25 protein-coding genes and 3 pseudogenes are annotated in these 25,033 nt (G+C 36.3%); 19 read left to right on the top strand and 9 right to left on the bottom strand.

Annotated features, from left to right (window positions below):
• Positions 1-34: 34 nt before the first annotated feature.
• The 7 genes from L950_RS15020 to L950_RS14990 all read right to left on the bottom strand — a co-directional run bounded on the left by L950_RS15020 (position 35) and on the right by L950_RS14990 (position 5,911).
• Positions 35-1,432: an MBL fold metallo-hydrolase gene (locus tag L950_RS15020; RefSeq protein WP_021192213.1), complete on the bottom strand. Its 1,398-nt coding sequence runs from the start codon at positions 1,430-1,432 to the stop codon at positions 35-37.
• A gap of 11 nt (positions 1,433-1,443) precedes the next feature.
• A complete protein-coding gene (locus tag L950_RS15015) occupies positions 1,444-2,256 on the bottom strand; it encodes a sulfite exporter TauE/SafE family protein (protein WP_031289710.1) in 813 nt (270 codons plus the stop codon).
• An 83-nt stretch (positions 2,257-2,339) separates the two neighbouring features.
• Positions 2,340-2,963: a Crp/Fnr family transcriptional regulator gene (locus L950_RS15010; protein WP_021192211.1), complete on the bottom strand. Its 624-nt coding sequence runs from the start codon at positions 2,961-2,963 to the stop codon at positions 2,340-2,342.
• A gap of 10 nt (positions 2,964-2,973) precedes the next feature.
• Positions 2,974-3,387, bottom strand: coding sequence for a DUF6691 family protein (locus tag L950_RS15005; protein ID WP_021192210.1), 414 nt, complete (start codon positions 3,385-3,387; stop codon positions 2,974-2,976).
• Between the two features lie 6 nt (positions 3,388-3,393).
• Positions 3,394-3,948, bottom strand: coding sequence for a YeeE/YedE family protein (locus L950_RS15000; protein WP_021192209.1), 555 nt, complete (start codon positions 3,946-3,948; stop codon positions 3,394-3,396).
• A 90-nt stretch (positions 3,949-4,038) separates the two neighbouring features.
• Positions 4,039-4,347, bottom strand: a complete 309-nt coding sequence (locus L950_RS28710) for a hypothetical protein (RefSeq protein WP_156169699.1) — start codon at positions 4,345-4,347, stop codon at positions 4,039-4,041.
• Between the two features lie 160 nt (positions 4,348-4,507).
• A complete protein-coding gene (locus L950_RS14990; protein WP_021192207.1) occupies positions 4,508-5,911 on the bottom strand; it encodes a WG repeat-containing protein in 1,404 nt (467 codons plus the stop codon).
• Positions 5,912-6,069: 158 nt separating this feature from the next.
• On the opposite strand from L950_RS14990, the gene L950_RS14985 reads away from it, so the two are divergent.
• The 19 genes and pseudogenes from L950_RS14985 to groL all read left to right on the top strand — a co-directional run bounded on the left by L950_RS14985 (position 6,070) and on the right by groL (position 23,211).
• The gene (locus L950_RS14985; protein WP_021192206.1) at positions 6,070-7,590 is read left to right on the top strand and encodes a sulfatase; all 1,521 of its coding nucleotides are present in this window, start codon (positions 6,070-6,072) and stop codon (positions 7,588-7,590) included.
• Positions 7,590-9,107, top strand: a complete 1,518-nt coding sequence (locus tag L950_RS14980; protein ID WP_021192205.1) for a sulfatase family protein — start codon at positions 7,590-7,592, stop codon at positions 9,105-9,107. Before L950_RS14985 ends, L950_RS14980 begins: the two co-directional genes overlap by 1 nt.
• 46 nt (positions 9,108-9,153) lie before the next feature.
• Positions 9,154-10,203, top strand: coding sequence for an A/G-specific adenine glycosylase (gene mutY / locus L950_RS14975; protein WP_021192204.1), 1,050 nt, complete (start codon positions 9,154-9,156; stop codon positions 10,201-10,203).
• A gap of 18 nt (positions 10,204-10,221) precedes the next feature.
• A complete protein-coding gene (locus tag L950_RS14970; protein WP_021192203.1) occupies positions 10,222-10,668 on the top strand; it encodes a single-stranded DNA-binding protein in 447 nt (148 codons plus the stop codon).
• Between the two features lie 145 nt (positions 10,669-10,813).
• Positions 10,814-11,850 (top strand): annotated as a pseudogene (gene pheS / locus L950_RS14965) (phenylalanine--tRNA ligase subunit alpha).
• A gap of 206 nt (positions 11,851-12,056) precedes the next feature.
• Positions 12,057-12,632 (top strand): TetR/AcrR family transcriptional regulator, encoded by a 576-nt coding sequence (locus L950_RS14960; protein WP_031289705.1) that lies wholly within the window; start codon positions 12,057-12,059, stop codon positions 12,630-12,632.
• A 33-nt stretch (positions 12,633-12,665) separates the two neighbouring features.
• Positions 12,666-14,074 (top strand): annotated as a pseudogene (gene rlmD / locus L950_RS14955) (23S rRNA (uracil(1939)-C(5))-methyltransferase RlmD).
• A 2-nt stretch (positions 14,075-14,076) separates the two neighbouring features.
• On the top strand, positions 14,077-14,472 hold the full coding sequence (locus L950_RS14950; RefSeq protein ID WP_021192201.1) for a hypothetical protein: 396 nt from the start codon (positions 14,077-14,079) through the stop codon (positions 14,470-14,472).
• A 167-nt stretch (positions 14,473-14,639) separates the two neighbouring features.
• Complete coding sequence (locus L950_RS14945) at positions 14,640-15,299, top strand: hypothetical protein (RefSeq protein WP_021192200.1); 660 nt, start codon at positions 14,640-14,642, stop codon at positions 15,297-15,299.
• A gap of 152 nt (positions 15,300-15,451) precedes the next feature.
• Positions 15,452-16,132 (top strand): OmpA family protein, encoded by a 681-nt coding sequence (locus L950_RS14940; protein ID WP_231577295.1) that lies wholly within the window; start codon positions 15,452-15,454, stop codon positions 16,130-16,132.
• 151 nt (positions 16,133-16,283) lie between these two features.
• Complete coding sequence (miaB, locus tag L950_RS14935) at positions 16,284-17,720, top strand: tRNA (N6-isopentenyl adenosine(37)-C2)-methylthiotransferase MiaB (protein ID WP_021192198.1); 1,437 nt, start codon at positions 16,284-16,286, stop codon at positions 17,718-17,720.
• 39 nt (positions 17,721-17,759) lie between these two features.
• Positions 17,760-19,034, top strand: a complete 1,275-nt coding sequence (locus L950_RS14930; protein ID WP_021192197.1) for a sigma-54 interaction domain-containing protein — start codon at positions 17,760-17,762, stop codon at positions 19,032-19,034.
• An 8-nt stretch (positions 19,035-19,042) separates the two neighbouring features.
• The gene (gene lptE / locus L950_RS36655) at positions 19,043-19,372 is read left to right on the top strand and encodes an LPS assembly lipoprotein LptE (protein ID WP_316930660.1); all 330 of its coding nucleotides are present in this window, start codon (positions 19,043-19,045) and stop codon (positions 19,370-19,372) included.
• A 202-nt stretch (positions 19,373-19,574) separates the two neighbouring features.
• Entirely contained in the window at positions 19,575-19,985 is a 411-nt protein-coding gene (locus tag L950_RS14920) for a hypothetical protein (RefSeq protein WP_021192196.1), read from the top strand.
• Positions 19,957-20,631 (top strand): tetratricopeptide repeat protein, encoded by a 675-nt coding sequence (locus L950_RS14915; RefSeq protein WP_021192195.1) that lies wholly within the window; start codon positions 19,957-19,959, stop codon positions 20,629-20,631. The genes L950_RS14920 and L950_RS14915 overlap by 29 nt, the downstream gene beginning before the upstream one ends.
• Positions 20,632-20,644: 13 nt before the next feature.
• Positions 20,645-20,842 (top strand): preprotein translocase subunit SecG, encoded by a 198-nt coding sequence (gene secG / locus L950_RS33375; RefSeq protein ID WP_021192194.1) that lies wholly within the window; start codon positions 20,645-20,647, stop codon positions 20,840-20,842.
• Positions 20,806-21,009, top strand: a complete 204-nt coding sequence (locus L950_RS33370) for a hypothetical protein (protein ID WP_231577294.1) — start codon at positions 20,806-20,808, stop codon at positions 21,007-21,009. The genes secG and L950_RS33370 overlap by 37 nt, the downstream gene beginning before the upstream one ends.
• Before the next feature lie 214 nt (positions 21,010-21,223).
• Complete coding sequence (gene groES / locus L950_RS14900) at positions 21,224-21,499, top strand: co-chaperone GroES (RefSeq protein ID WP_021192191.1); 276 nt, start codon at positions 21,224-21,226, stop codon at positions 21,497-21,499.
• A 75-nt stretch (positions 21,500-21,574) separates the two neighbouring features.
• A pseudogene (gene groL, locus L950_RS14895) lies at positions 21,575-23,211 on the top strand (chaperonin GroEL).
• 74 nt (positions 23,212-23,285) lie between these two features.
• Here groL and L950_RS14890 read toward each other — a convergent pair.
• Both L950_RS14890 and ggt read right to left on the bottom strand, forming a co-directional pair.
• The gene (locus L950_RS14890) at positions 23,286-23,657 is read right to left on the bottom strand and encodes a DUF3192 domain-containing protein (protein WP_031289700.1); all 372 of its coding nucleotides are present in this window, start codon (positions 23,655-23,657) and stop codon (positions 23,286-23,288) included.
• Between the two features lie 258 nt (positions 23,658-23,915).
• The coding region (gene ggt, locus L950_RS14885; RefSeq protein WP_021192189.1) for a gamma-glutamyltransferase at positions 23,916-25,033 on the bottom strand (1,118 nt) is incomplete at its 5' end.

Here is a 25,033-nt window from a genome sequence, read left to right as displayed (position 1 = left end):
TTAAAAATAGAAAAAGCGGATTAATCCGCTTTTTCTATTTAATAAGCTGGCCATTCTTTTCTTTCCAATCTTTCATGGAACCACTATAATTTTTAATCTTTTTTATCCCTGCTCTATAAAGGAGTGAAGTGGCTATAGTAGCACGATCTCCTGACTGACAGTGTAAATAAAGTTCTTTGTTGGTGTCAATTTTATGAAGATTTTCGGTTAACGTTCCCACGAATAAATGTGTTGCATTTGGAAGATGTGCAGTTTTAAATTCATTCTCATTGCGAACATCTAGAATTTGTGCATTAGGATTATTTAAAGCATTATTCATTTCTTCGAAATCAATAATTTTCTGCTTTTCAAGAGGTAAGCCAAGTGTCGTTATTGTTTCGGGAGTGATAAAACCAATCGCCTGATCAATACCTATGCGCATTAGTTTTCGTGTAACGTCTTCTAATTGGTCTTTTGAAACAATGAGTATAAAAGGGTTATTATAATCTAATATCCAGCCAGCCCAATTGCTGAATGCTTTGTTATTTTGAATGTTAATGCTATTTGGAATAAATCCTTTTGCAAACTCTATTTTATGGCGTGTATCAATAACTGTTACATTATTTTGATAGTGCGATACAAATTCATTCGTCTCTAATTCTTTGTAATTGGGTACGGATGTTAATAATGGACGCTTGATTTTGTTGAGTTTTTTCATCATTGCAAAATACTTTGGTGGTTCTGGCTGCCCACTTAACAGTTCTTCTACAAATCCCACTTCATTATTTCCAAATTGTAATGCCCAGTTTCTGACTTTTTCATATCCGACAGTTGTACTTGGGACTGCGCCTAAAGCTTTTCCACACGCTGATCCTGCTCCATGTGCAGGCCATACTTGGACGAATTCGGGAAGGTTGGCAAATATTTTCAAGGATTCGAACATTTGATGTGCTCCAATTTCTTTTGTGCCAATAAGTCCTGCCGCATTTTCTAATAGATCTGGACGACCCACATCGCCAACGAAGACAAAATCTCCTGTAAATAACATGACGGGTTCGCTCGTTGCTGGAGTATCAGTTAATAGGAAACTGATACTTTCAGGCGTATGTCCTGGTGTATGTAGTACTTTGAAAATAAGATTCCCTAATTTTATTTCATCTTGATGCTTTAACCCGATATGATCAAAATCATACTGCCACTCTGGCCCTCCTTCATCAGATAGATAGAGTTGAGCTCCTGTTAGCGATGCTAATTCTAATGATCCCGAAAGATAGTCGGCATGAATGTGGGTTTCTGCGATATGAGTTATTTTTAAATTGTTTTTTTCTGCAATTGATAGGTATGTGTCTACATCTCTTTTAGGATCTATCACAATTGCTACGCCTTTGGCTTGACAGCCAATAAGGTAACTTGCATGTGCTAATGATGATTCGAAAATGTGTTGGAAAAACATAATTTATTTCTTTATAAATTTATAAACTGACTGATTTCGGTACCTGCTATGGCAATGCCTATTGCTCCAAGAAAGTATCCAAATACTACTTTTAAATTTTCTGGCTTTAATTTCGTTTTCAATTGGAATCCAATCATCAATCCAATCAGTGTGATTCCTGTAAAGATAATTAATATTGCCCAATTGATTTGATCTAAGTGTCTGAAATTGCTGAGTAGACCGAATGTGGCGTTAATGGTAATAATGAATAGGGATGCCGCCGTGGCTTGTTTAATGTTAATTTTCATTAATAATACGAGTGAGGGTACGATGATAAATCCTCCTCCGGCCCCCACCAATCCAGTTAATAATCCAGTGATAAATCCGATGGTTATTAAATGAGCTATAGTATTGCGTACTCTTCCAGAATTATTATTATTATTATTTCTTTTAAGCATTACAAATGCCGAGACTAAAATCAGTACTGAAAAGAAACTCATAATAATCTGATCTTTCGAGATAGTACTCTGATTGATAGGGATACTATTGGGAATATTTGGAAGTATATATTGCTTCGTAATGTACACCGCTAGCAGCGATGGAAGAATAAATAATGTTGTTGTTTTAAAATCAATTTCTTTTTTGAACACGTGTCCAATGGAGCCTATTAGTGATATTATGCTAATGGTAAATAAAGAATAGTCAAGTGCCTGGATGGGCTCTATATGAAATAAGTAAACAAATATAGGTAGTGTTAAAATACTGCCGCCACTGCCCATAATACCCATTGTGAGACCTACAGCTATTGCTAATGTGTATCCGAGAATGAGTGATAATTCCATCATATTATTCCTTTTTTTTCAAAGGTATGGCCTTATTAAATCATAAAAGGTAACATAAGTTACCTTTGAGTGTTTTATTTTATTCATTAAAGTAGCCGGATATTATTCCTTTGCAATAGAATCCTCCCTTGGTTTTCTAATGATTTTAATATGCGCGATACCACTACACGAGATGTATTGAGGTCATTGGCAATTACTTGGTGTGTGATGTCAATGTCTTGTGATTGAATGATTGTTGCTTTTTCTTTTAAGTAGTTCATGATCCGAACGTCCATTTGCAAAAAAGCGATGTTATCGACGGTTGTTAGCATCTCATTGAGTCGATTGGAGTAGCTCTCCAAAATAAAATTTCTCCAGGATTTATAATGCCCCATCCAGCCATCTAGATATTGATTGGGTATCATAGCAACTATAGTGTCGGTATCAGCAATTGCTCTAATTTCACTTTTTTTTGCCCCAACACAACAAGCTATAGACATGGCGCAAGTATCTCCTTTTTCTAAAAAGTATAATAACAGTTCACCTTCTTTTTTGTCTTCGCGAATAATCTTGATGACGCCATCTAATAGAAGTGGCATAAATTTAATATACTGACCAATGTCTATGATTACTTCGCCTGCTTTAAATTTTTTGACGATGGCAACTTGTTCGATTTCTACGATCAATTCTTTCTCAAAAATTCCAGAAAATGCTTGTTGAACTGTGATCATTTGTTAGTGTTTAATGAGGTAACTTATTTCTTAAAAGGCCATATAACCACGTTCCCAGGAGTGCAAATACCAGTACAATTCCCATCGTCCAATATCCTGCTCCTAGGAGTGTAAACATTGGTCCGGGACATGCGCCGGTGAGCGCCCAGCCTAACCCAAAGATTGTTCCTCCAAGAAGGTAGCGTGTGATACTCCTGTTTTTATCTATGAATTGAATATCTTGGCCACTCGTATCTTTGATATTCTTACGTTTGATTATTTGTACAATTATAATTGCTGTGGTTAAAGCTGTACCAATTATTCCATACATGTGAAATGATCTGAATTGGAACATTTCATATATGCGGTACCAGGAAGCGGCCTCTGACTTATACATGATGATACCAAAGAGTATTCCAATTAATATAAATTTTAACTGTTTCATAAGGATTTAGAAAATAAGTGGGAATATAAATTGAACCATGATAATCCCGCCAATAAAAAAACCGATAACGGCAATCAATGAGGGCAATTGAAAGTTGCTCAATCCGGAGATGGCATGTCCTGACGAACATCCTCCAGCATAACGGGTCCCAAAACCGATTAATAAGCCACCAATGCTTAAGAGTAAAAATTGAAAAAGTGAGCCATCAAATAGAAACAGACGGTCGGGCATATATCCTTGTAGATTTTCTATAATACCTAACGATTGAAGGTCAAGGACACTTTTGCTGTTAATATCAGGTGTGCTCCCATCACTTAGATAGAAATGCGCTATGAATCCCCCGATTATAGTGCCTAGTACTACTAATAGATTCCAAATCTGTGATTTCCAGTCAAACCGGAAAAAAGAGCTTGTTTTACCTGCCCCTGCTATTGAACACATTGTTCTTAAATTATTGGACATCCCAAAATCTTTGCCCTGTTTTAGTAATAAAAACATGATAAGGGCAATCAATGGACCTGATATATACCAAGGCCATGGTTTTTGAATAATTTCATACATAATAATCAATCCTGATGTGACACAAAGTAAAGGAAGAAAAAAGAGAAAGATTGTAACTTTAGTTACAATCTTTCTCTTTTTATGTATTTGTTACATGTCGTAATATTCTATTTTACTGTCTTTTAGTGATTGACAGAGATTCTTGAGATCATCTTCCGATTCGAATAACTTATTTCTCCAAGCTCTGACGTGCGCTCCGGTTTTTAATTTAATGATGATAAGATTGCCTCCCGATCGTCTTAAATTACGCACATAGTCTATGGTATTGAGCGGTATGATTTTATCAGAAGTGGGATCTTCTATTGTTAGAGATTCATTGTCAATAGTCCAAACTGTTGGTTTTCTTGAGCATTTTACGGCAATATACAAGACAAGAGGCAATGAAAATAAGGAGCCCATTATTTTTACTACTTCGGATAAAGCAGTCTCGATACGATGTAAACAAGAGCTAGGACAAATAGCATCATGAGCAACATATATCTGCCCCGGTGTAATGTTGCAATCTTAAAGCTCAATTTTTCCATGTTATATTTTTAATGCAAAGAAACAGAAACCTGAGCTAAAACAAAAATGAGACAAGTAATTGCCTCATTTTATTATTATTACTCTGTTTCCATCTTTTGGACGAATTTTCCTTTATGGTCGATATAAAAAAATCTTCTCCATTTTCTGAGACTAAAGATAACCCAGAATCGAACGGAGCTGCGTACTGATATTTAATGGGCGTGACAGGTTTGCCTTTTAAATCAATGAATCCATATTTTTCGTTCTGCATACAAAGCCAGAGATTCTCCCCACCGTTTGTTATAAATTCGAAAGCTGCACTAAGTTTTTTCTCCTGATGGTCAACTAGGTAATATAGTTCTTCTTCTGATATAACAGCTGTTCCATTTTGAAATTCGTGAATGAGTTTAAATTTAGTAGGAATGATTATCTTCCCAGTCCTGTCAATGACACCTGATCCAGTTTTTGTTGTTACGATGGCATGTTCATTGTCGAATTCACGGGCATAGCTGTATAATGCAGGAATAATGATACGAGCATTCGTATCCATAAATCCGTATTGGTCATTTTTTGAAAATAATAATGGACCATCTTCCGTTCTTGCTAAGTTTTCATATTGACATGGGATAACTTCTTTGCCTTCAAGATTTAATAGACCATAGCTATTGTTAGAATCTACAGCTACGGCATATCCTGCAATGTATTCGTGAATAATGCTATATTTAGCAGGTGTAACTTGATTGCCATCCTCATCGGAGATACCAATGTATCCGGTGTTTTCGTCAAAATAGGATACTCTGTTTTCATCTAATTGAGTAGGTTCAAATGTGAATTGTTCTTCAGCTTTTTCGATAAGTTCAAAATCAGCAGGGATTTCAAATAATGAAGGATTTATTTCTGATGCTGTCACTTTAAAAGCTTGAATTCCCATTTCATAGGCTGATATGGATAATGCCGCGCCGGGGATCTTCTCTAAATAACCATATTCTCCCCAGTACATTTTAGGGAGAGCTTTTGTATACCAGACTTCAATAATTGGATTTCCTTCTTCTTTTTCAATTGGAAGTGTGATGATGGCTTTGTTACAGTTGTAGCCTGCAATTGATTTGGATTCTCCTGTTATAAATTCAACCTGTAGATCAGCTGTTGAGATGGGGTCTTCAGTATCAGTGACAGTTAATTTTCCTGATAACAGCTCCTCCTCATAATAGTTTTCATTATCGTAATCTAATGTATAGGCTTTGTGTTTGTTAAAGTCAGATATCTGAACTGTTTTATCCATAAATTTATTTTCTACTCGTAGGAAGTCGCGAGTGGAATAAAGATCTGCTACAGATTCTGCCTCTGCAACTCCGCCCATATGGAGTGAAAATTGAATTTTATACATTTTCTCCTGTGCATTGGAGAAATTAACAAAAATTAATAGCAGGATAAGTGTTTGAAAGTGTTTACTTTTCATTGTTTTTTCTATGAACTGCGAAATTATGCATTTTCTAAATTCTTTTAAGGGGTAAAGTTTGTTGCTGTGATTTTTTCGTTACAGCATTTCTTCAAATTGCTGTTTTAAATCGTTTCTGTATATTTGAAATTCAACCAAAACTAATTCTTTTATAATTCATGAAGAAGACCGCATTATTAATAGTTCTCTGTGTAGCAAAGGTGCTCGCTTTTGCTCAACAAAAGCCAAATATTGTTATTATCATTTCGGACGATCATTCGTACCAGACAATTGGTGCCTATGGTTCTACCTTGGGACATACGCCAAATATTGACAGAATGGCAACAGCAGGTATCCGTTTTAACAAGGCTTATGTAACGAATTCGATCTGTGGACCGAGTAGAGCTACTTTATTAACGGGAAAATATAGTCATAAAAACGGCTTTAAGGATAATGAAACATCAAACTTTGATCATAGTCAAGATTTGTTTGTTAAAGACTTGCAAAAGGTAGGTTATAAAACGGCCTGGATTGGAAAACAGCACTTAGGTAATGAACCTCAGGGTTTTGATTATTTTAGCGTGTTGGTGGGGCAGGGACATTATTTTAATCCGACTTTTGTGAACGCAAATAATCAAAGAGAGACGGTTAATGGTTATGTGTCTGATATTGTTACGGATAAGGCAACTCACTGGTTGGATTCTTTAGATAAAAGTAATCCATTTTGTCTTGTTATAGGCCACAAGGCTACCCATCGTACCTGGATGCCTGATCCGCAAGATTTTGGCAAAAATGATGAAAAGGAATTTCCTCTTCCTGCAAATTTTTATGATGATTATGAGGGACGATTGTCTGCCGGGGGGCAAGAAATGTCAATTGACAAAGATATGCAGATGGGATATGATCTTAAAATGTACAACTCTGTAGCGGAAATGAAGAAGGAAGGCAATTTTTCCCGTATGAATGACGATCAGTGGCGCAAATACTTGGCCTATTATAAGCCTATCAAAGAGCAACTGGATATGAAGCAACTTTCTGGAAAAGCTTTGGCAGAATGGAAATATCGTCGTTATATGATTGATTATTTGAATACTGCTGAATCTATGGACCGTAATATTGGTCGCATGCTGGATTATTTGAAGGAACATGACTTGGAGAAGAATACAATTGTTATTTATTTGTCGGATCAAGGTTTTTATATGGGCGAGCATGGATGGTTTGATAAACGATTTATGTATGAGGAGTCTTTCAGGACTCCGATGATTGCTAAATTTCCTGAAATGATTGCCAAAGGGACGGTATCCGACGCTCAGATTATGAATGTTGATATTGCTCCAACGTTGCTGCAGTTGGCAGGAGTGAAGAAGCCCCAGGAGATGCAAGGTCAATCATTCGTTGATGTGCTCACTGGAAAAGATAAACGGGGACGTCAAAATTTGTACTATCATTATTATGAAAATGGAGAACATGCTGTTTCACCTCATTTTGGTGTGAGCGATGGACATTACAAACTGATCCGTTTTTATAAACGTGTCAATTCTTGGGAGTTATATGATCTTACTCAAGATCCATCTGAAATGAAAAATATTTATACTACTGCTCCCGCAAAGATTGTGAAGGATCTGAAAAAGAAATTAAAACGTGAAATCATGAAAGTGGAGGATCATGATGCATTAACTATCTTTAATAAAAAATTATAATGAAATTGGTAAACCACTATATTATTAGTCTGCTGACTTTAGTTGGCTCTGTTACTCAGGTAGCGGGACAGCAACAGAAACCTAATGTTGTTCTGATCTATGTTGATGATCTAGGATATGGCGACCTAGGAAGTTATGGCGCTACAAAATTAAATACCCCCAATCTGGATGCTTTGGCTTCGGAAGGAATCAGATTTACAAATGGTCATGCTACGGCAGCGACTTGTACGCCGTCTCGATATTCTCTAATGACGGGCAATTATCCATTCAGACAGACAGGTACAGGTATTTTACCAGGTGATGCTAAATTGATTATTCCTCAGGATAAAATAACGTTACCCAAAGTATTTAAAGATGCGGGTTATCAAACCGCTGTGATTGGGAAATGGCATTTAGGACTTGGAGATCAAGTGGATAAGGACTGGAATGGTAGTATCAAACCAGGTCCTTTGGAAGTTGGCTATGATTATTCCTTTATCTTTCCAGCTACTGCCGATCGTGTGCCAACTGTTTTCTTGGAAAATCATCATGTACTTGGTGTTAATAAGGCAGATCCGATAATGGTTTCTTATAACAAAAAAGTAGGTAGTGAGCCTACTGGTAAAGAAAATCCGGAGTTGCTGAAGATGAAAAATTCTCTTAATCATGGTCATGATAATACCATTGTGAATGGCATAGGTAGAATCGGATGGATGTCAGGTGGCAAAGAGGCTAAGTGGGTTGATGAAGAATTAACGTTAACATTTGCAGATAAAGCGATCCGTTTTATACAAGATCATTATCAAAAGCCTTTTTTCCTTACTTATAATGCCACCGAACCACATGTGCCTCGTATGCCTGCGACAATGTTTAAGGGTAAAAGTGGATATGGTTATCGCGGAGATGCTATACTGCAACTGGATTATACTGTTGGACAACTGGTTAAAACATTAAAAGATAATAACGTATACGAGAATACGATTATTATTTTTTCTAGTGATAATGGACCTGTGCTGGATGATGGTTATGATGACGGTGCTGTTAGTCAGTTAAATGGACATAATCCATTTGGACCTTATAGTGGTGGGAAATATTCTGCATTTGAAGCGGGGACGCGTGTTCCTTTTATAATCAGCTGGCCAAAAATGATTAAAAAGGGTACTACATCGGATGCTTTAGTTTGTCAGGTTGATTTATTGAGCAGCTTTGCTTCTTTTCTGAATGTTAAATATCCTAAAGGGGAGGCTGTTGATAGTGAAAATACTTGGAAAAGCTTTATGGGTAAAGATCTGGTAGGAAGACCTTATCTAATAAAAGCATCAGGTACTTTGAGTGTATTAAAGGATAATTACAAATATATTAAGGCTGGTAAGGGCGCAAAAAGAAATAGCCTAGTCAATATTGAGCTTGGAAACGACGAGGTTGATCAATTGTATGATCTGCGCACAGATAAAGGAGAAAAAATCAACATTGCAAAAAATAATCCTGAAAAAGTCAATGAGCTGAAAGCGATTCTTGAAAAGGAAATGAATAAATAATTGACGGGGATTAATTTGATAGCTGGTATAAAAAACGCATTGCAGGATGTCATTTGCAAAAAAAATAATAGAATGGTATCATGATCATCAGCGTGATCTGCCTTGGCGAAATACAAGGGATGCTTATAAAATATGGTTGTCTGAAATTATTTTACAGCAAACCCGTGTAGAGCAGGGCATGCCTTATTACTTGCGGTTTGTGGATCGATATGCTGATGTTTTAGCTTTTGCTAACGCTTCTGAAGATGATATTTTGCATTTATGGCAGGGACTTGGGTATTATTCCCGTGGCCGAAATATGCATAAGGCTGCAGGAATTGTGCGTGATATGTATCAAGGTGAATTCCCTAAATCGTATGTAGAATTAATTAAACTGCCGGGAGTTGGGGAGTATACTGCAGCGGCGATTTCTTCTTTTTCGAATGATGAACAGCAAGCAGTGTTAGACGGAAATGTTTTTCGTGTTTTATCTCGTTATTTTGGTGTAGAGACGGCTATTAATACTCCTGCGGGTAAAAAAATCTTTACGCAATTGGCAAAGGATAATCTTGATCGAGACTATCCGGCATTGTATAACCAAGCGATTATGGATTTTGGTGCTCTACATTGTAAGCCAAAGGCTCCATTATGTGGTGAATGTGAATTGCAATTAGACTGTTTTGCCTATACGCATGGAATGGTGGCTGATTTACCTGTGAAAATTAAAGCTAAGAAAAGCAGAAATCGTTATTTTCACTACTTTATTATTCAAAAGGACGATGAAATTTTAATGTCTAAGCGTGGCGCATCTGATGTTTGGGAGAATTTGTATGAATTTCCTATGATTGAAACTTCTGAGGCTTTAGAAGGGTTGGAAATAACTGCTCATCCAGAGTTTTTAGCTTTATTTGGGCCAGAAGTTACAATAAGTTTGTTGCAACGGAATAAAAAACATGTTTTAAGCCATCAAAATATTTATGCGACTTTCTATAGCGTGTTAAGCTCTAGGGATTTGGAGCAAAAAAAAGTAAATTGGAATTATGTTTTATTAAAAGATTTGGATAAATTAGCTAAACATAAGCTCATATTTTCTTTTTTAGAAACAGCTAAATTATAACCAAATACCTTAAATATTATGTCAGGAGTCAACAAAGTTATTCTAGTAGGCCATTTAGGCAAAGATCCAGAAATTAGATATTTAGACAATAATGTCTCTGTTGCTAGTTTTCCATTAGCAACATCAGAAAATTTTAATCGAGATGGAAAACGTGTAGAGCAAACGGAGTGGCATACAGTTGTTCTTTGGCGTGGATTGGCGGATGTCGCAGCAAAGTATCTGACAAAAGGAAAGTTGGTTTATATTGAAGGACGCTTAAGAACGCGTTCATATGAAGATAAAGAGGGTATAAGACGTTATTCTACTGAAATTGTAGCTGAGAACTTCACCCTATTAGGAAGGAAATCTGATTTTGAACCTCCTACAGCTCCCCCTGCTCAATCTCATGCAGATAAGATTGAGAATAAGGAGGTTGAAGTCGATTTTACAGAGAATGAGAATGATAGTGATCCATTACCGTTTTAGGTGCTGGAATATATTTCGAAAAGAGCATCTTTTTTAATGATGCTCTTTTTTTGTGATTATTTTTTTGCTCTTGTTACATAAATTTGAACTTCACTTACGAAAACCCTTTATCTTTTATAATATTTTGGTGTATCTTTGAATAATTATGTTGCAAGATAAAATAACGCAGTATACTGAGGAAATTAAGCAATTTGCTCCAACTTCTTCAGCTGATGTAGAAAATTTCAGATTGAAATTTTTAGTTTCAAAAGGTATTGTTAAAAGTTTGTTTGATGAATTTAAAACTGTTTCTGTAGAAGAGAAGCGTGTTTTGGGTATGGTATTGAACGAGTTTAAACAATTTGCTGAAAAAACATACCAAGAGGCTCACGAAAAATTTGGTGCGAATAAATCACAGGCTCAAAAGAGTGAAGGTGATCTTACTTTACCTGGTCAGGGTTTAAGTTGGGGTCCCGTCATCCACTGTCTTTGGTACGTAAAGAGATTGTTGAGATTTTTAAGAAATTGGGTTTTATCGTTTCTGAGGGACCTGAAATTGAAGATGACTGGCATAACTTTTCGGCTTTAAATTTTCCTCCGGAACATCCTGCTCGTGATATGCAGGATACTTTCTTTATTAAAAAACAAGAAGGGAATGATATTACATTGCGTACGCATACCTCATCGGTACAGGTTCGTTTAATGGAAGCTGGTAAGCCACCTTTCCGCGCTATTATGCCTGGTCGTGTTTATCGTAATGAAGCGATTTCTGCTCGTGCACACTGTTTCTTCCATCAAGTGGAGGGATTGTATGTGGATGAGAATGTTTCTTTTGCGGATTTGAAGCAAACATTGTTTCACTTTGTGCAGGAATTATATGGTGAAGGTACACAGGTGCGTTTCCGCCCTTCCTACTTTCCGTTTACAGAGCCATCTGCTGAGATGGATATTTCATGTACAATTTGTAAAGGTGCAGGTTGCCAATTGTGTAAATACTCCGGTTGGGTAGAGATCTTAGGTTGCGGTATGGTAGATCCAAACGTTTTAGATAACTGTGGTATCGATAGTAAAAAATACTCTGGCTTTGCTTTCGGTATGGGGATTGAGCGTGTCACCAATTTAAAATATGAGATTAAAGATTTACGATTGTTTTCTGAAAATGATGTGAGGTTCTTATCTCAATTTGAAAGCGAAATCATTTAATGATAGAACGAATAGATTATTTAATCACATTATCTATACTTTTAATCAAGAAATTGATTTTAAAAGGTATAGATAATGTGATTTCTTTTTCATTAATGCAAATAAATATGTGTTTGATAATGAAATTTTATTGATGAATAATCGTATTTTAAACGTTGTGGTTGCTCGACGTTTGGTTCATGTACTTAAATTTTCAAGATAAATTTATGGAAGCAGATAAAATTATTGAATCTATCAAAAGATCTGCTCGAGAGCTATTTCGTAAGTACGGTTATAATAAAACCAGCGTTAATGAATTGGCAAAAAGAGCTAATATAGCAAAAGCGACATTCTATAAATATTTTGATAGTAAAGAGCTGATTCTTCACGCTATTTTAATGGAGTATATTCAAGAGAATGTGAAGGATATTCTGAAAAAGAACGTCGGAGAAGAGGATTTGGCAGTTTTTCTGGGAAATACAATTTTGAAAGTTAGCCGCCTTACTTATACAGTCTGTAATGAATTTGTAGGTTGGGAATTTATTCGTGAATCTGCTAATGCGCAGGAGTATTTAAAGACGCTCTCCGATGATTTAGAATTTTTATTGCTGAGTTCTTTTATTCAAAATGATACCATTGCAGCTTCTATCTCCGAAAAGAAGCTGACTTTCCTTATTAAGACGAGCAAAAACATTGTATTTTCATTTGCATTTACAGCGGTTACAGAAGCAGATGTGCGTAAAAATTTCATTTCTTTTCAAAAGGAAATTCTTCCTTATTTAGTTCACGCAACTATTCATTAAAATTCTGATCAAAAAGCGTAATTTTGCGCCAATATGAGAAGAAGAAATTCACAAGAAAGATTAGTTTTCAACGATATCGCGATTATTGATATTGCAGAAGAAGGTAAGGGTGTTGGAAAAACAGATGATTTGGTATTGTTTGTTGAAAAGGCAATTCCAGGTGATGTGGTTGATGTTGAATTGATGCGCAAAAAGAAAAGCTTTGGTGAAGGTCGTATTCAGACCTTGAAGAAAGCATCTGAATATCGTGTTGAACCTTTTTGTGAGCATTTTGGAGTATGCGGTGGTTGCAAATGGCAACATATGACCTATGATGCACAGCTGTTGTTTAAACAGCAGTCTGTAGAAAATGCGCTCACACGTATTGGCAAAGTTGATACTTCTTCAATGGAGCTATATTGGCATCTGGGCAGACGGAATATTATAGGAATAAATTGGAGTACACTTTTTCTAATAAGAAATGGTTGACGACTTTGGATGATAATGTGGAAGATATGAATATGGATGCTCTAGGTTTCCACGTTCCGGGAAGATTCGATAAGATTCTTAATGTTAGTCATTGCTATTTGCAAGAAGATCCTTCTAATGTATTGCGTAATAGTGTTCGAGAATTTGCTGTCGCAAATGCGCTATCATTTTATGATTTACGTGATCATAGTGGCGTGTTACGTAATTTAATCATTCGTATTTCTTCAACAGGAGAATTGATGGTGATCGTGGTGTTCGCTTATCCAGAAGAAGGACAAGTTGAGCTATTAATGTCTTTCATTAAGGATAAGTTTCCGTCAATAACTTCTCTTCTTTATATTATTAATCAGAAAAAGAATGATACGATTTTTGATCAGGAAATAGAGATTTATAATGGACGCGATTTCATTTATGAGGAAATGGAAGGTCTTAAATTTAAGGTTGGACCAAAGTCATTTTATCAAACGAACTCTGCGCAAGCTTATGAACTGTATAAAATAACCCGAGATTTTGCAGGCTTGTCTGGTGATGAACTTGTATATGATTTGTATACAGGCGCTGGTACAATTGCAAATTTTGTTGCTAAATATGCTAAGGAGGTTATTGGTGTTGAATATGTGCCGTCGGCAATTGAAGATGCGAAAATCAATTCGGAAATAAATGGCGTGAAAAACACGAAATTTTATGCAGGAGATATGAAAGATGTGCTAACGGCAAGCTTTATTGCTAAACATGGCAAACCTGATGTAGTCATTACAGATCCCCCTCGTGCTGGTATGCATACCGATGTTGTTGCACGACTATTAGAAATGGAATCTCCAAAAATTGTTTATGTAAGTTGTAATGCGGCGACTCAGGCACGTGATTTGACTTTATTGGCTGAAAAATATGATGTGGTTCGTATTAAACCTGTTGATATGTTTCCGCATACACAACATGTTGAAAATGTTGTTTTATTAAAATTAAAGGGATAATTATGGAAATAGAAGAGTGGTTTGGGGCATCGAAAAATAATGAAGATGATAGCCAAAAATCTAGTCCCCTAAAGAGTTTAAAGATCGATTTAGATTATTATAGTGATTCGATTAAGGAGATATCTTTAGAAATTATGGCTGAGGGCTTATCTGCGTATCCAATTTTTATAGCGCACCAACATGTTGTTAATGTCGGTGAATTGATTTTAGATCATGTCGAGCTAAAAACAAACTGGAGTATTAACGCTTCTACATTTGAAGAGCTTGTTGAATCAAATATTATTAAAGAGGATAGGAAAGACGCGTTTATCAAAAAGTTTAAGCGTGCACAGGATTTTATGTGTTTGTTAGTTATTGTTCCTGAAGGTGCAAATTTTGTCTTTTATCCTTATAAATAGGAATTCTTAAATATTTAAACTTTTTTAACAATTGATGTGTCAAACTATTATTACTTTTATTTAAATATGTATAGAAAAATAATTTGCCATATCAGTTTGCTTAGCTTCGTGTTCCTGTTTTTTTAGGCACAAATGTTCAGGCACAACAAATACAGCGTATCTCAGGGATGGTGTTCGAAAAAGGGACTTCATTGCGTCTTCCGGAGGTGAATGTTCGTAATTTGAGGACAAATAAATCTGTTGTGTCCAATTCATTTGGTGTATTTGTAATTGAAGCATCTATTGGAGATAGTTTATCTTTTTCTAAAATCGGTTACGCTGAGGCGAAAACTTTAATTAGTGATCTTAAAGATTTCTATGTTGAATTGCAATCAGGAATTCGACTAGAGACCGTTATTATAGAACGTAAAACTAAGGAAGCGGAATTAAATGAAGCTATGCGTGACTACGGAAAGAAGGGCGTTTATAATGGTGGTAGTAATAAGTTTGGAACCTACTTGGCTAGCCCGGCCACTGCTCTTTATAACCTTTTTGGGCGTGAGGCTAAAAATGCAAAGCGTTTCAGTCGTTTTCTAGACAGTGAAAAAGAACAGTTGCAGGTGGATAAGGTTTTTTCTAAGGACGCTGTCCGAGAAATAACAAAATTGGATGATAAAGATTTAGATTCTTTTATGCGCATTTATAGGCCATCTCCGAATATGGTTGCAAATTGGCAACATTATGATTTTTTGGAGTATGTACAACGTTCTCTTGCTGATTTTAATAAAAATGGCCGTCCAGAGGGGCTTACTCTTCCAGATATTGAAGTAAAAACACAAGAGAAATAATCCATTCAATTTTCTATCTGTTCACTATTGTCGATATTTTTGTTACTAAAATTGGTCTTTATCGGCTATTATTTATTTTTTGGCATTCGGTTTGTTTCATATAGCTGTGGAATCACACTGGAAATATTATTTAAGATATTATAATTATGAAAATGAATAAGAAGTTAGCTGTTTTTGGTCTTACAGTGGCTACATCAGCAATGTTATTTGGGAGTTGTTCAACAATTCAAAATACAAATAATACCACAAAAGGTGGCGTAATTGGTGGGGTTGCAGGAGGTGCATTAGGAGCTTTAATAGGCAACAAGGCTGGTAGTACCGCTATTGGTACTATTGCTGGTGCTGCTATCGGTGGTGCTGCAGGTGTCTTAATTGGTAAGAAGATGGACAAACAAGCCGCCGAGATCGCTAAAACTGTTGAGGGTGCTGAAGTTACTCAAGCGGGTGAAGGTATCGTGGTTAAATTTGATTCAGGTATTTTATTTGATTTTAATAAATCTGATTTGAAAGCTTCTGCGAGAGAAAATATTAAAAACTTAGTCGCGACTTTAAATAAAGAGCAAGGTACTGATATTTTGGTTATCGGTCATACGGATAACGTTGGATCTTTAGATGCCAATCAAAAAGTTTCTGAAAACCGTGCTAATGCGGTTCGTGCATTTGCAGTTTCTCAAGGTTTAGCTTCTTCTCGTATCCGTACGGAAGGACGAAATTTCTCTGAGCCTTTGGAGAGTAATGATACTGAAGCAGGTCGTGCAGCAAACCGTCGTGTAGAAATTGTTATCGTTGCTGGTAATCAAATGAAACAAGAAGCTAAGAGCCAAGCTCAATAGGTCTGAAAAATATTTTATATTTAAAAAAGCGCTGATGTATCATCAGCGCTTTTTTGTTGGTTTTTATATTCATTTAGGTGCAATATTAATATGACAAACTGTCATCAATTCAATATTTATTCCTAACTTTGTAGTCTTTGAATTTTGAGCTATGTTAGATTTTGCGCATACAACTAAGGAACACGACGAGACGCGTCAAGGTGAAGCCTTATTGATTGAAAATAATGTTTCCAAAGGTAATGGACGTAAGTTATATATTGAGAGTTATGGTTGTCAAATGAACTTTTCTGATAGTGAAATAGTTGCTTCTATTTTATTGGAGACAGGATTTGAAACAACGAAAAACTATCAAGAGGCAGACGTTGTCTTTATCAATACATGTTCCATTCGTGAGAATGCTGAGCAACGTGTACGTAATCGTTTGAAAGAATTTGAATTTGCTAAGAAAAGCAACCCTGGTATGATCGTGGGTGTGTTGGGATGTATGGCAGAACGATTGAAAGCTAAATTTTTGGAAGAAGAAAAGTTAGTTGATGTTGTTGTTGGTCCTGATGCTTATCGTGATTTGCCAAATTTAATTTCACAGGTGGACGATGGAAATCGTTCTGTTAATGTATTGCTTTCGCGTGAAGAAACATATGCTGATATAAGTCCTGTTCGTTTAAACTCGAACGGTATCACAGCATTTATTTCGATTATGCGCGGATGCGATAATATGTGTTCGTTCTGTGTTGTTCCATTTACCAGAGGTAGAGAACGCAGTCGTGATGCTGCATCTATTGTGAAGGAAGCGCATGATTTGTTCAATGCAGGATATCGTGAGGTCACTTTGTTGGGACAAAACGTTGATTCATATAAATATACTGCCCCTACAATTGAAGGGCAAGAAGCAAGTGCTCCTGTTAATTTTGCGAACTTATTAGCATTGGTGGCTGAAGTGAACCCGTTATTACGTGTTCGATTCTCGACATCTCATCCAAAAGATATTACTGATGAGGTGCTGCATACAATGGCAAGCTATGATAACATCTGTAAATACATTCATTTACCTGTACAGTCTGGAAATTCTAGAGTATTAGAATTAATGAACCGTACTTATGATAGAGATTGGTATATCAATCGTATTGATGCAATCAACCGGATTATTCCGGGTTGTGGTATTTCAACAGATATCATTACTGGTTTTTGTACAGAAACGGAAGAAGAGCATCAAGATACAGTGAGCATGATGGATTACGTGAAGTATGATTATGCGTTTATGTTTGCGTATTCGGAACGTCCGGGTACATTAGCTGCTAAACGTTATGCTGATGATATTCCAGAAGAAATTAAGAAAAGTCGTTTAACAGAAATTGTTGCGAAACAAAGAGCACATAGTTTTGAACGTTTACAGCAATTTGTAGGTAAAAACCAACGTGTTTTAATTGAGGGTTTTTCAAAACGCTCGGATAAAGATTTTGCTGGTCGTAATGATCAAAATGCAATGGCTATTTTTCCTGTAGATGAACGTTATCAGGCTGGTGATTACGTTACTGTAATGATCGAGTCTTGTACTTCGGCTACTTTACTGGGTAAAATAGTTGATTAATTAGAATATAATAGAGGTCTTTATTCTTAAATTTAGAGGATGGATAATCAAGATATTAAGAATCGATTTGGGATTATAGGTAACTCACCTTTACTTAATAGGGCTATAGATATTGCCCGTCAAGTGGCTCCTACTGATATTTCAGTTTTGATCCAAGGGGAGAGTGGTAGTGGTAAGGAGGTGTTTTCACATATTATTCATCAATTAAGCGCGCGTAAACACGGTGCTTTTATTGCTGTGAACTGTGGGGCTATTCCTGAAGGAACAATTGATTCGGAATTGTTTGGTCATGAGAAAGGTTCTTTTACTGGGGCACATGAAGCAAGAAAGGGATATTTTGAGGTTGTCGATGGTGGTACTATTTTTTTAGATGAGGTAGGGGAGTTACCTTTAGGTACACAGGCTCGTTTGCTACGTGTTTTAGAGTCTGGTGAATACATCCGTGTGGGTTCTTCTAAGGTTCAGAAAACTAATGTTCGCGTAGTTGCTGCGACAAATGTTGATGTTTTTAATGCTGTACAAAATGGTAAATTTCGAGAAGATCTTTATTACAGATTGAACACTGTTCCCCTTCGGATTCCATCATTACGTGAACGTGCGGAAGACATTTATTTGTTATTTAGAAAGTTTGTTGTCGATTTTTCTGATAAATACCGCTCACCAAGCATACAGCTGACTGACGATGCACAACAACTATTGAAGACATACAGCTGGCCAGGAAATGTGCGCCAGTTGAAAAATATTGCGGAACAAATTGCCGTTCTTGAGAAAGAACGAGTTGTGGATGCGCGAATTTTACAAAATTATCTTCCTTCTGAAAGCCGTTCTACTTTACCAGCAGTAGTTGCTAATCAAAGTGGAAAGGATGATTTTTCAGAGCGCGATCTTTTATATAAGGTTCTTTTTGATATGAAGAAAGATATGGTTGATTTGAAAAAATTGGTTGTTGAATTGATTCAAAATGGAGTTAATCCTTCCACGTTTGATGAAAATTCTCCCTACATTAATCGATTGTATCAAGAGGTTGAACCTAGTGCTGATCGGCTTCAAGATCATTTGGCCGCTTCACAGACATTGACTATACATCAACCTAATGTGCTGAAAAGTAACCCGGGTCAAGATGGATATTTAAATTATGATACACAAGATGCCGAAGAAGTTGAAGAATCGTTATCTTTAACAGAGAAAGAATCCGATTTGATTAAAAAAGCGCTTAAGAAACATCGTGGTAAACGTAAAGCGGCAGCGCAGGAGTTGGGTATCTCCGAAAGAACTTTGTACAGAAAAATTAAAGACTTAAATTTAGATTTATAATCTCGTTTATGAAGAAGCTTAGATCAAGTTTGCTACCGGGTTTTATCATGATAGCGATGTTGTTTTTTACAACAAGCTGTGGTGTAAAATATGGTTTTACCGGTGGATCTATTCCTGATGGGATGAAAACAGTGAGCGTATTGTACTTTGAGAATATTGCATCAATGGTTTATCCAACCTTAAGTCAGAATTTTACAGAAGCCTTAAAAGAGCGTATACGTAATCAATCGCGGTTGAGTCAGGTTAATGATAATGCTGATGCAACTTTGAGGGTTTTATCACGGATTATACGATTAGTCCCGCTGCTGTTGAGGCAGGAACGGATCGTGCTGCATTAAATCGCCTTTCAATAACGATTAAAGTAAATTATCATAATAAAATCGTTGAGAAGGACAATTTTGAACAATCTTTCACAAGGTTTAAAGATTTTTCTGGTCAATTGCAATCGGCTCAAGAGGAAACATTAAATAAAGAAATTATTCTAATGTTGACAGAAGATGTTTACAATAAAGCATTTGCTAATTGGTAGTGGTTTGAGATATGGAAAATAGACGAATTTCAGACGATATAAACTTGTTTCATCAAGCGATCAACAATCCGTTATCTCTTTCGGAATCTGATTTGTTGTCCTTGATTGCCAAATTTCCATATGCGCAGTCTCTTCGTTTTGCTTATGAAAGACACCTCTACTTGCTAAATAGGGAAGTTCATAATATTTCTTCGACATTGCTCTATGCTGCTAATCCAAATTGGTTATATGAGTATCTGCATAAAGCTGTTCCTGTTGAATTACCTATTGAAGTTGAATCGGATGATTATATTGCTTTCGAAGATACAATTGATGATGTACAGGAGGATTCAACTGCAGATCTTGATAATGGAAGAGAGGAACTAAATGCTTTGATTCAATCCGGTGTAGCGCATGATTTTTTTCGATTGGAAAACCGATGATATTCTGGAGGAGATTAAAGATGATATTTCTAATGAACCAATGTTATCTGTGGAGTCGACCTTTGTCATAGGTCCTGTGGATGAAGAAGTGCGTGAGGAAGAGCGGATCAGTGTGTATGACGATGAGCTGATGCCTTATAGTTTTTTATGGTGGTTACATAAAACTCGTTTAGAGCATGCAGACACGTACCAGCCATTTTTGAAGGCTCCAAATTATCATGCTCATTCTGCAGAACAGCATGTGACTCGGTTTAAACAGACGATTGATGCTCAAGTTTTGGATCAACAGATTAAGGAGAATATTTTTCATCTACAGTCTCCTGAGGTTAAGTTAAGCGAGGAATTTAAAAATACGGTACCATTTCAGGTAGAGAAGAAAAATACGGATCATCTGATCGAACGATTTATCAAAGAGGATCCGCAGATAAAACCTCCTCCAGTTGATAAGATTAATCTGGAAAATAAAGCAAGGAAAAGTTCGGAAGATCAGTATTCGCTGGTGACTGAAACTTTGGCCCGAATTTATCTCGAACAAGGATTATATCCTAAGGCTATAGAGGTTTACAAAAAATTAGTTTTGAAATATCCAGAAAAAAATGCGTACTTTGCGTCGGAAATTTTAAATTTAGAAAAGAAATTAACTTAATACATATAGAGAAATGCAAGGAATATTAATTGCTCTTATAATTTTGGCAAGTATTTTATTATCATTTTTAGTTTTAATACAAAATCCAAAAGGAGGTGGTTTATCATCAGGATTTGCTGGTGGAACTAATATTATGGGTGTAAAACGTACAGGTGACTTTTTAGAAAAAGGTTCTTGGGGATTAGTGATTGCGATCATGGTTTTTGTTTAGCATTTAATATCGTAGCTCCAACTACAACAGCTACTGTGGGTGGTGGTTTGGGTAATCAAATTGAAACTCCTGCACAAACTAGTCCATTGAATTTAAATAATACACAACAACCTGCTCCAGCTCAACAAGCTCCGGCACAGAAAACTGTAACAGATTCAACTAAATAGGTTGTTGTATAGAAATTGAAAGCCCCCAAGTAATTGGGGGCTTTTTTTGTATTGTCAGTTTTGTAGCGTGACAGCCTGACAGAATGTGAATGAAATCTGCCAGTGCCTTGTTTTTTCGATGCAAATTTGTCTCAAAAGTCTGCTCTTGGCTCTTTGGCATAATTGCTGATGACATTTAGATATAATTGAAATAGAACTAAAAATAAAATATATTATGGCATTAAACATTAAACCTATCGGTGACAGAGTAGTAGTTGAAGCTGCTCAGGCAGAAGAAAAAACAGCTTCAGGATTATACATCCCTGATACAGCAAAAGAAAAACCATCACAAGGAATCGTTGTAGCAGTTGGAACGGGTAAAGTTGACGAACCTTTGACTGTTAAAGTTGGTGATAAAGTTTTATATGGTAAATATGCTGGAACTGAAATTACTGTTGAAGGTAAAGAGTATTTAATTATGCGTGAGGCTGATATTTACGCGGTTATTTAATTTTTTTATATAGTATCCAAATGTAAATAAATTTGGTCTCTTCTGGGATCAGGTGAAAATTTCAAAAATTTAAAGATAATGGCAAAACAAGTAAAATATAACGTTGAAGCTCGTGAAGCACTTAAAAAGGGTGTTGACACATTGGCAAATGCAGTAAAGGTAACTTTGGGTCCTAAAGGACGTAATGTAATCATTGAAAAAAAATTCGGTTCTCCGGTTATCACTAAAGATGGTGTTACTGTTGCTAAAGAAATCGAATTGAAAGATGCCTTAGAAAATATGGGCGCTCAGATGGTGAAAGAAGTTGCTTCTAAAACTGCTGATCAAGCAGGTGACGGTACAACTACTGCAACTGTTTTGGCTCAGGCTATCGTAGCTCCAGGTATTAAATCTGTAGCAGCAGGTGCTAATCCAATGGATTTGAAACGTGGTATTGATAAAGCTGTAGCAGCAGTTGTTGCGAATTTAAAATCGCAATCTCAAACTGTTGGTCAAGACAATAATAAAATCAAACAAGTAGCATCAATTTCTGCAAATAATGACGAAGTTATCGGAGCTTTAATTGCGCAAGCAATGGAAAAAGTAGGTAATGATGGTGTTATTACTGTAGAAGAAGCAAAAGGTACTGAAACTGAAGTTAAAACAGTAGAAGGTATGCAATTTGACCGTGGTTACTTATCTCCATATTTTGTTACAAACTCTGATAAAATGGAAGCGGAACTTGAAAATCCGTACATTTTAATCTATGACAAAAAATCAGTAACATGAAAGAGTTGTTGCCGATTTTAGAAAAACAAGTACAAACTGGCAAACCATTAATCATTATTGCAGAAGATTTAGATGGTGAGGCATTAGCTACTTTAGTTGTTAATAAAATCCGTGGTTCACTGAAAGTTGCAGCAGTGAAAGCTCCAGGGTTTGGTGACCGTCGTAAAGCAATGTTAGAGGATATTGCTATCTTAACTGGTGGTACAGTGATTTCTGAAGAAAGAGGTTTCAAATTAGAAAATGCTGAATTATCTTACTTAGGTCAAGCAGAAAAAGTTGTTGTTGATAAAGATAATACAACAATCATTAATGGTGCCGGTAATGCTGAAGATATTAAATCTCGTGTTGCTCAAATCCGTTCTCAAATCGAAACAACTACTTCTGATTATGATCGTGAGAAATTACAAGAGCGTTTAGCTAAATTATCAGGTGGTGTTGCTGTTCTTTATGTAGGTGCTACTACTGAAGTAGAAATGAAAGAGAAGAAAGATCGCGTTGATGATGCTTTACATGCAACTCGTGCAGCTGTTGAAGAAGGTATCGTTGCAGGTGGTGGTGTTGCTTTCATTCGTGCTACTGACGCTTTAAAAGGATTAAAAGGTGCTAATGAAGATGAGACTATCGGTATCGAGATCATCAGACGTGCTATCGAGGAACCTTTACGTCAGATCTGTTTCAATGCTGGTATTGAAGGTGCTGTTATCGTTCAGAAAGTGAAAGAAGGTACAGGGGACTTCGGTTACAATGCTCGTACTGATGTATTCGAAAACCTAATTGGTGCTGGTGTTATCGATCCAACTAAAGTTTCTCGTGTAGCTTTAGAGAATGCAGCTTCTATCGCTTCTATGTTGTTAACAACTGAATGTGTATTAGCTGATGAGCCAGAAGAAAATAATGGTGCTGGTGCTCCTCCAATGGGTGGTGGCATGGGCGGAATGATGTAAGATCATTCTTCTTTACTAAATATAATAAAAAAGCCCTGTTGCAATTTTGCAACAGGGCTTTTTTGTTTATTTAATTAATGACGGCGTCTATACTTCTCGTAATATCCATCGTAATCAGATGGTGAATAGTTTCTTTTTATTCCCCATTCTTGAAGTTCATTGTTGAAAAAGTATAGCCAGTAGATTCTATATCCTGAAGTTGAATCTGCCGCATTTTCTAATTGTGCAGTGCCATATTCATAAATCTCTAATATACCGTCTTGATATTTTTTTGAGGCTACTACGGCATCCGGCTTTCCTAGTTGCTGAACAACCTTCTCTTTGGTCATGCCAACTTGTATTTTTGTAAAGTCAGGACCTTTTAGCATGCTGCAGCTCACGATTAAAGTGGCAAAAAATAGCATCATCATTGTTCCGCTGATTGGATACGTATAATTTTTAATCATAAAATCAGTGTTTGTTATATAGAGCTGATATGTTTGTATAAGTTTAATTGTTTTAAAAATAATCTATACTATTTAAAATTTAATATACTAAAAACCTGAAGCGGTATCATCACCCCTCGGATCGGCACCTGTCTGGAGTTTTCCGTTGGGTAATATTATGATATTTTCCACTCTGCCTATATTACCTCTAGGTGATATTTTGTACCCTGCATTTTCTAGACTTTTTCTTACTTTGGGAGTTATTGCATTTTTTCTACATCAATCTGATCGGGTAGCCATTGATGATGAACGCGGGGATGAAACGGATTGCTGTGCATTTTGTTGATAGTCAATTACGTTGACTATCGTTTGGAAGACGGAGGTCATAATTGTTGATCCGCCTGGTGTTCCTACTACCATAAATAGCTTTCCATCCTTTTCCACAATAGTTGGTGTCATTGAACTTAACATACGTTTGTTTGGCTCGATGGCATTCGCTTTTCCGCCAACGAGGCCATAGATATTTGGAACTCCTGGTTTAACTGAGAAGTCATCCATTTCATCATTTAATATAAAGCCTGCGCCAGATACAAAGACACGTGATCCATATGAATTATTAAGTGTTGTCGTAATAGAAACGGCATTGCCTTCGGAATCGACGATATTAAAGTGTGTTGTTTCTTCTGATTCATATCCTGGAAATTTCGCAGCCTTTACATCGCTGCTTGCGGTTGCTTTGGTTAAGTTTACGGCTTTTAATCTTTCACTGTTGAAAATAGAGTCTGTCAATTCTTTGACAGGTACTCTTATGAAGTCTGGATCACCTAAATACTTTGCTCTATCTGCATAAATACGACGTTCGGCTTCAACCATTACACGTACAGCGGAATCACTTTGGAATCCCCATTTTCCTAATGGATATTGTGCTACTGATTGTAATAGTGCAACTAAGGCTGGTCCACCACTAGATGGAGGTGCCATACATATGATCTTATGTCCACGGTAATATCCTGTAACGGGTTGTCGCCATACTGCTTTATAATTCTCAAGATCATTATAACTGATAATGCCATTGCCTTTATGCATTTCTTTAACAATGAGGTCAGCTGTTATGCCTTTGTAGAAGCCATCACGACCATGATCAGCAATTCTTCTAATTGTGTTAGCCAGTTCCTGTTGCTGGAATAAATCGCCTTTTTTCCAGCTGGTGGTTTTCAGTATAGGGGCGCCACTTGGGTTATATTTTTGAAAGCTTTCTTTATATTCGTTGAATTCCTCTGCCTGTTGTTTTGTAATCGGAAAGCCTTTTTCAGCTAATGCTATAGCAGGATTTAATAAAGTTTTCCAATCTAATTTGCCATACTTTTTGTGAGCTTCAACCATTCCGTCAACTGATC

This window comes from Sphingobacterium sp. IITKGP-BTPF85, from assembly GCF_001006065.1.
In the GTDB taxonomy this organism is placed as follows: Bacteria; Bacteroidota; Bacteroidia; order Sphingobacteriales; family Sphingobacteriaceae; genus Sphingobacterium; species Sphingobacterium anhuiense.
This window is presented reverse-complemented; position numbering and strand designations above follow the sequence as displayed.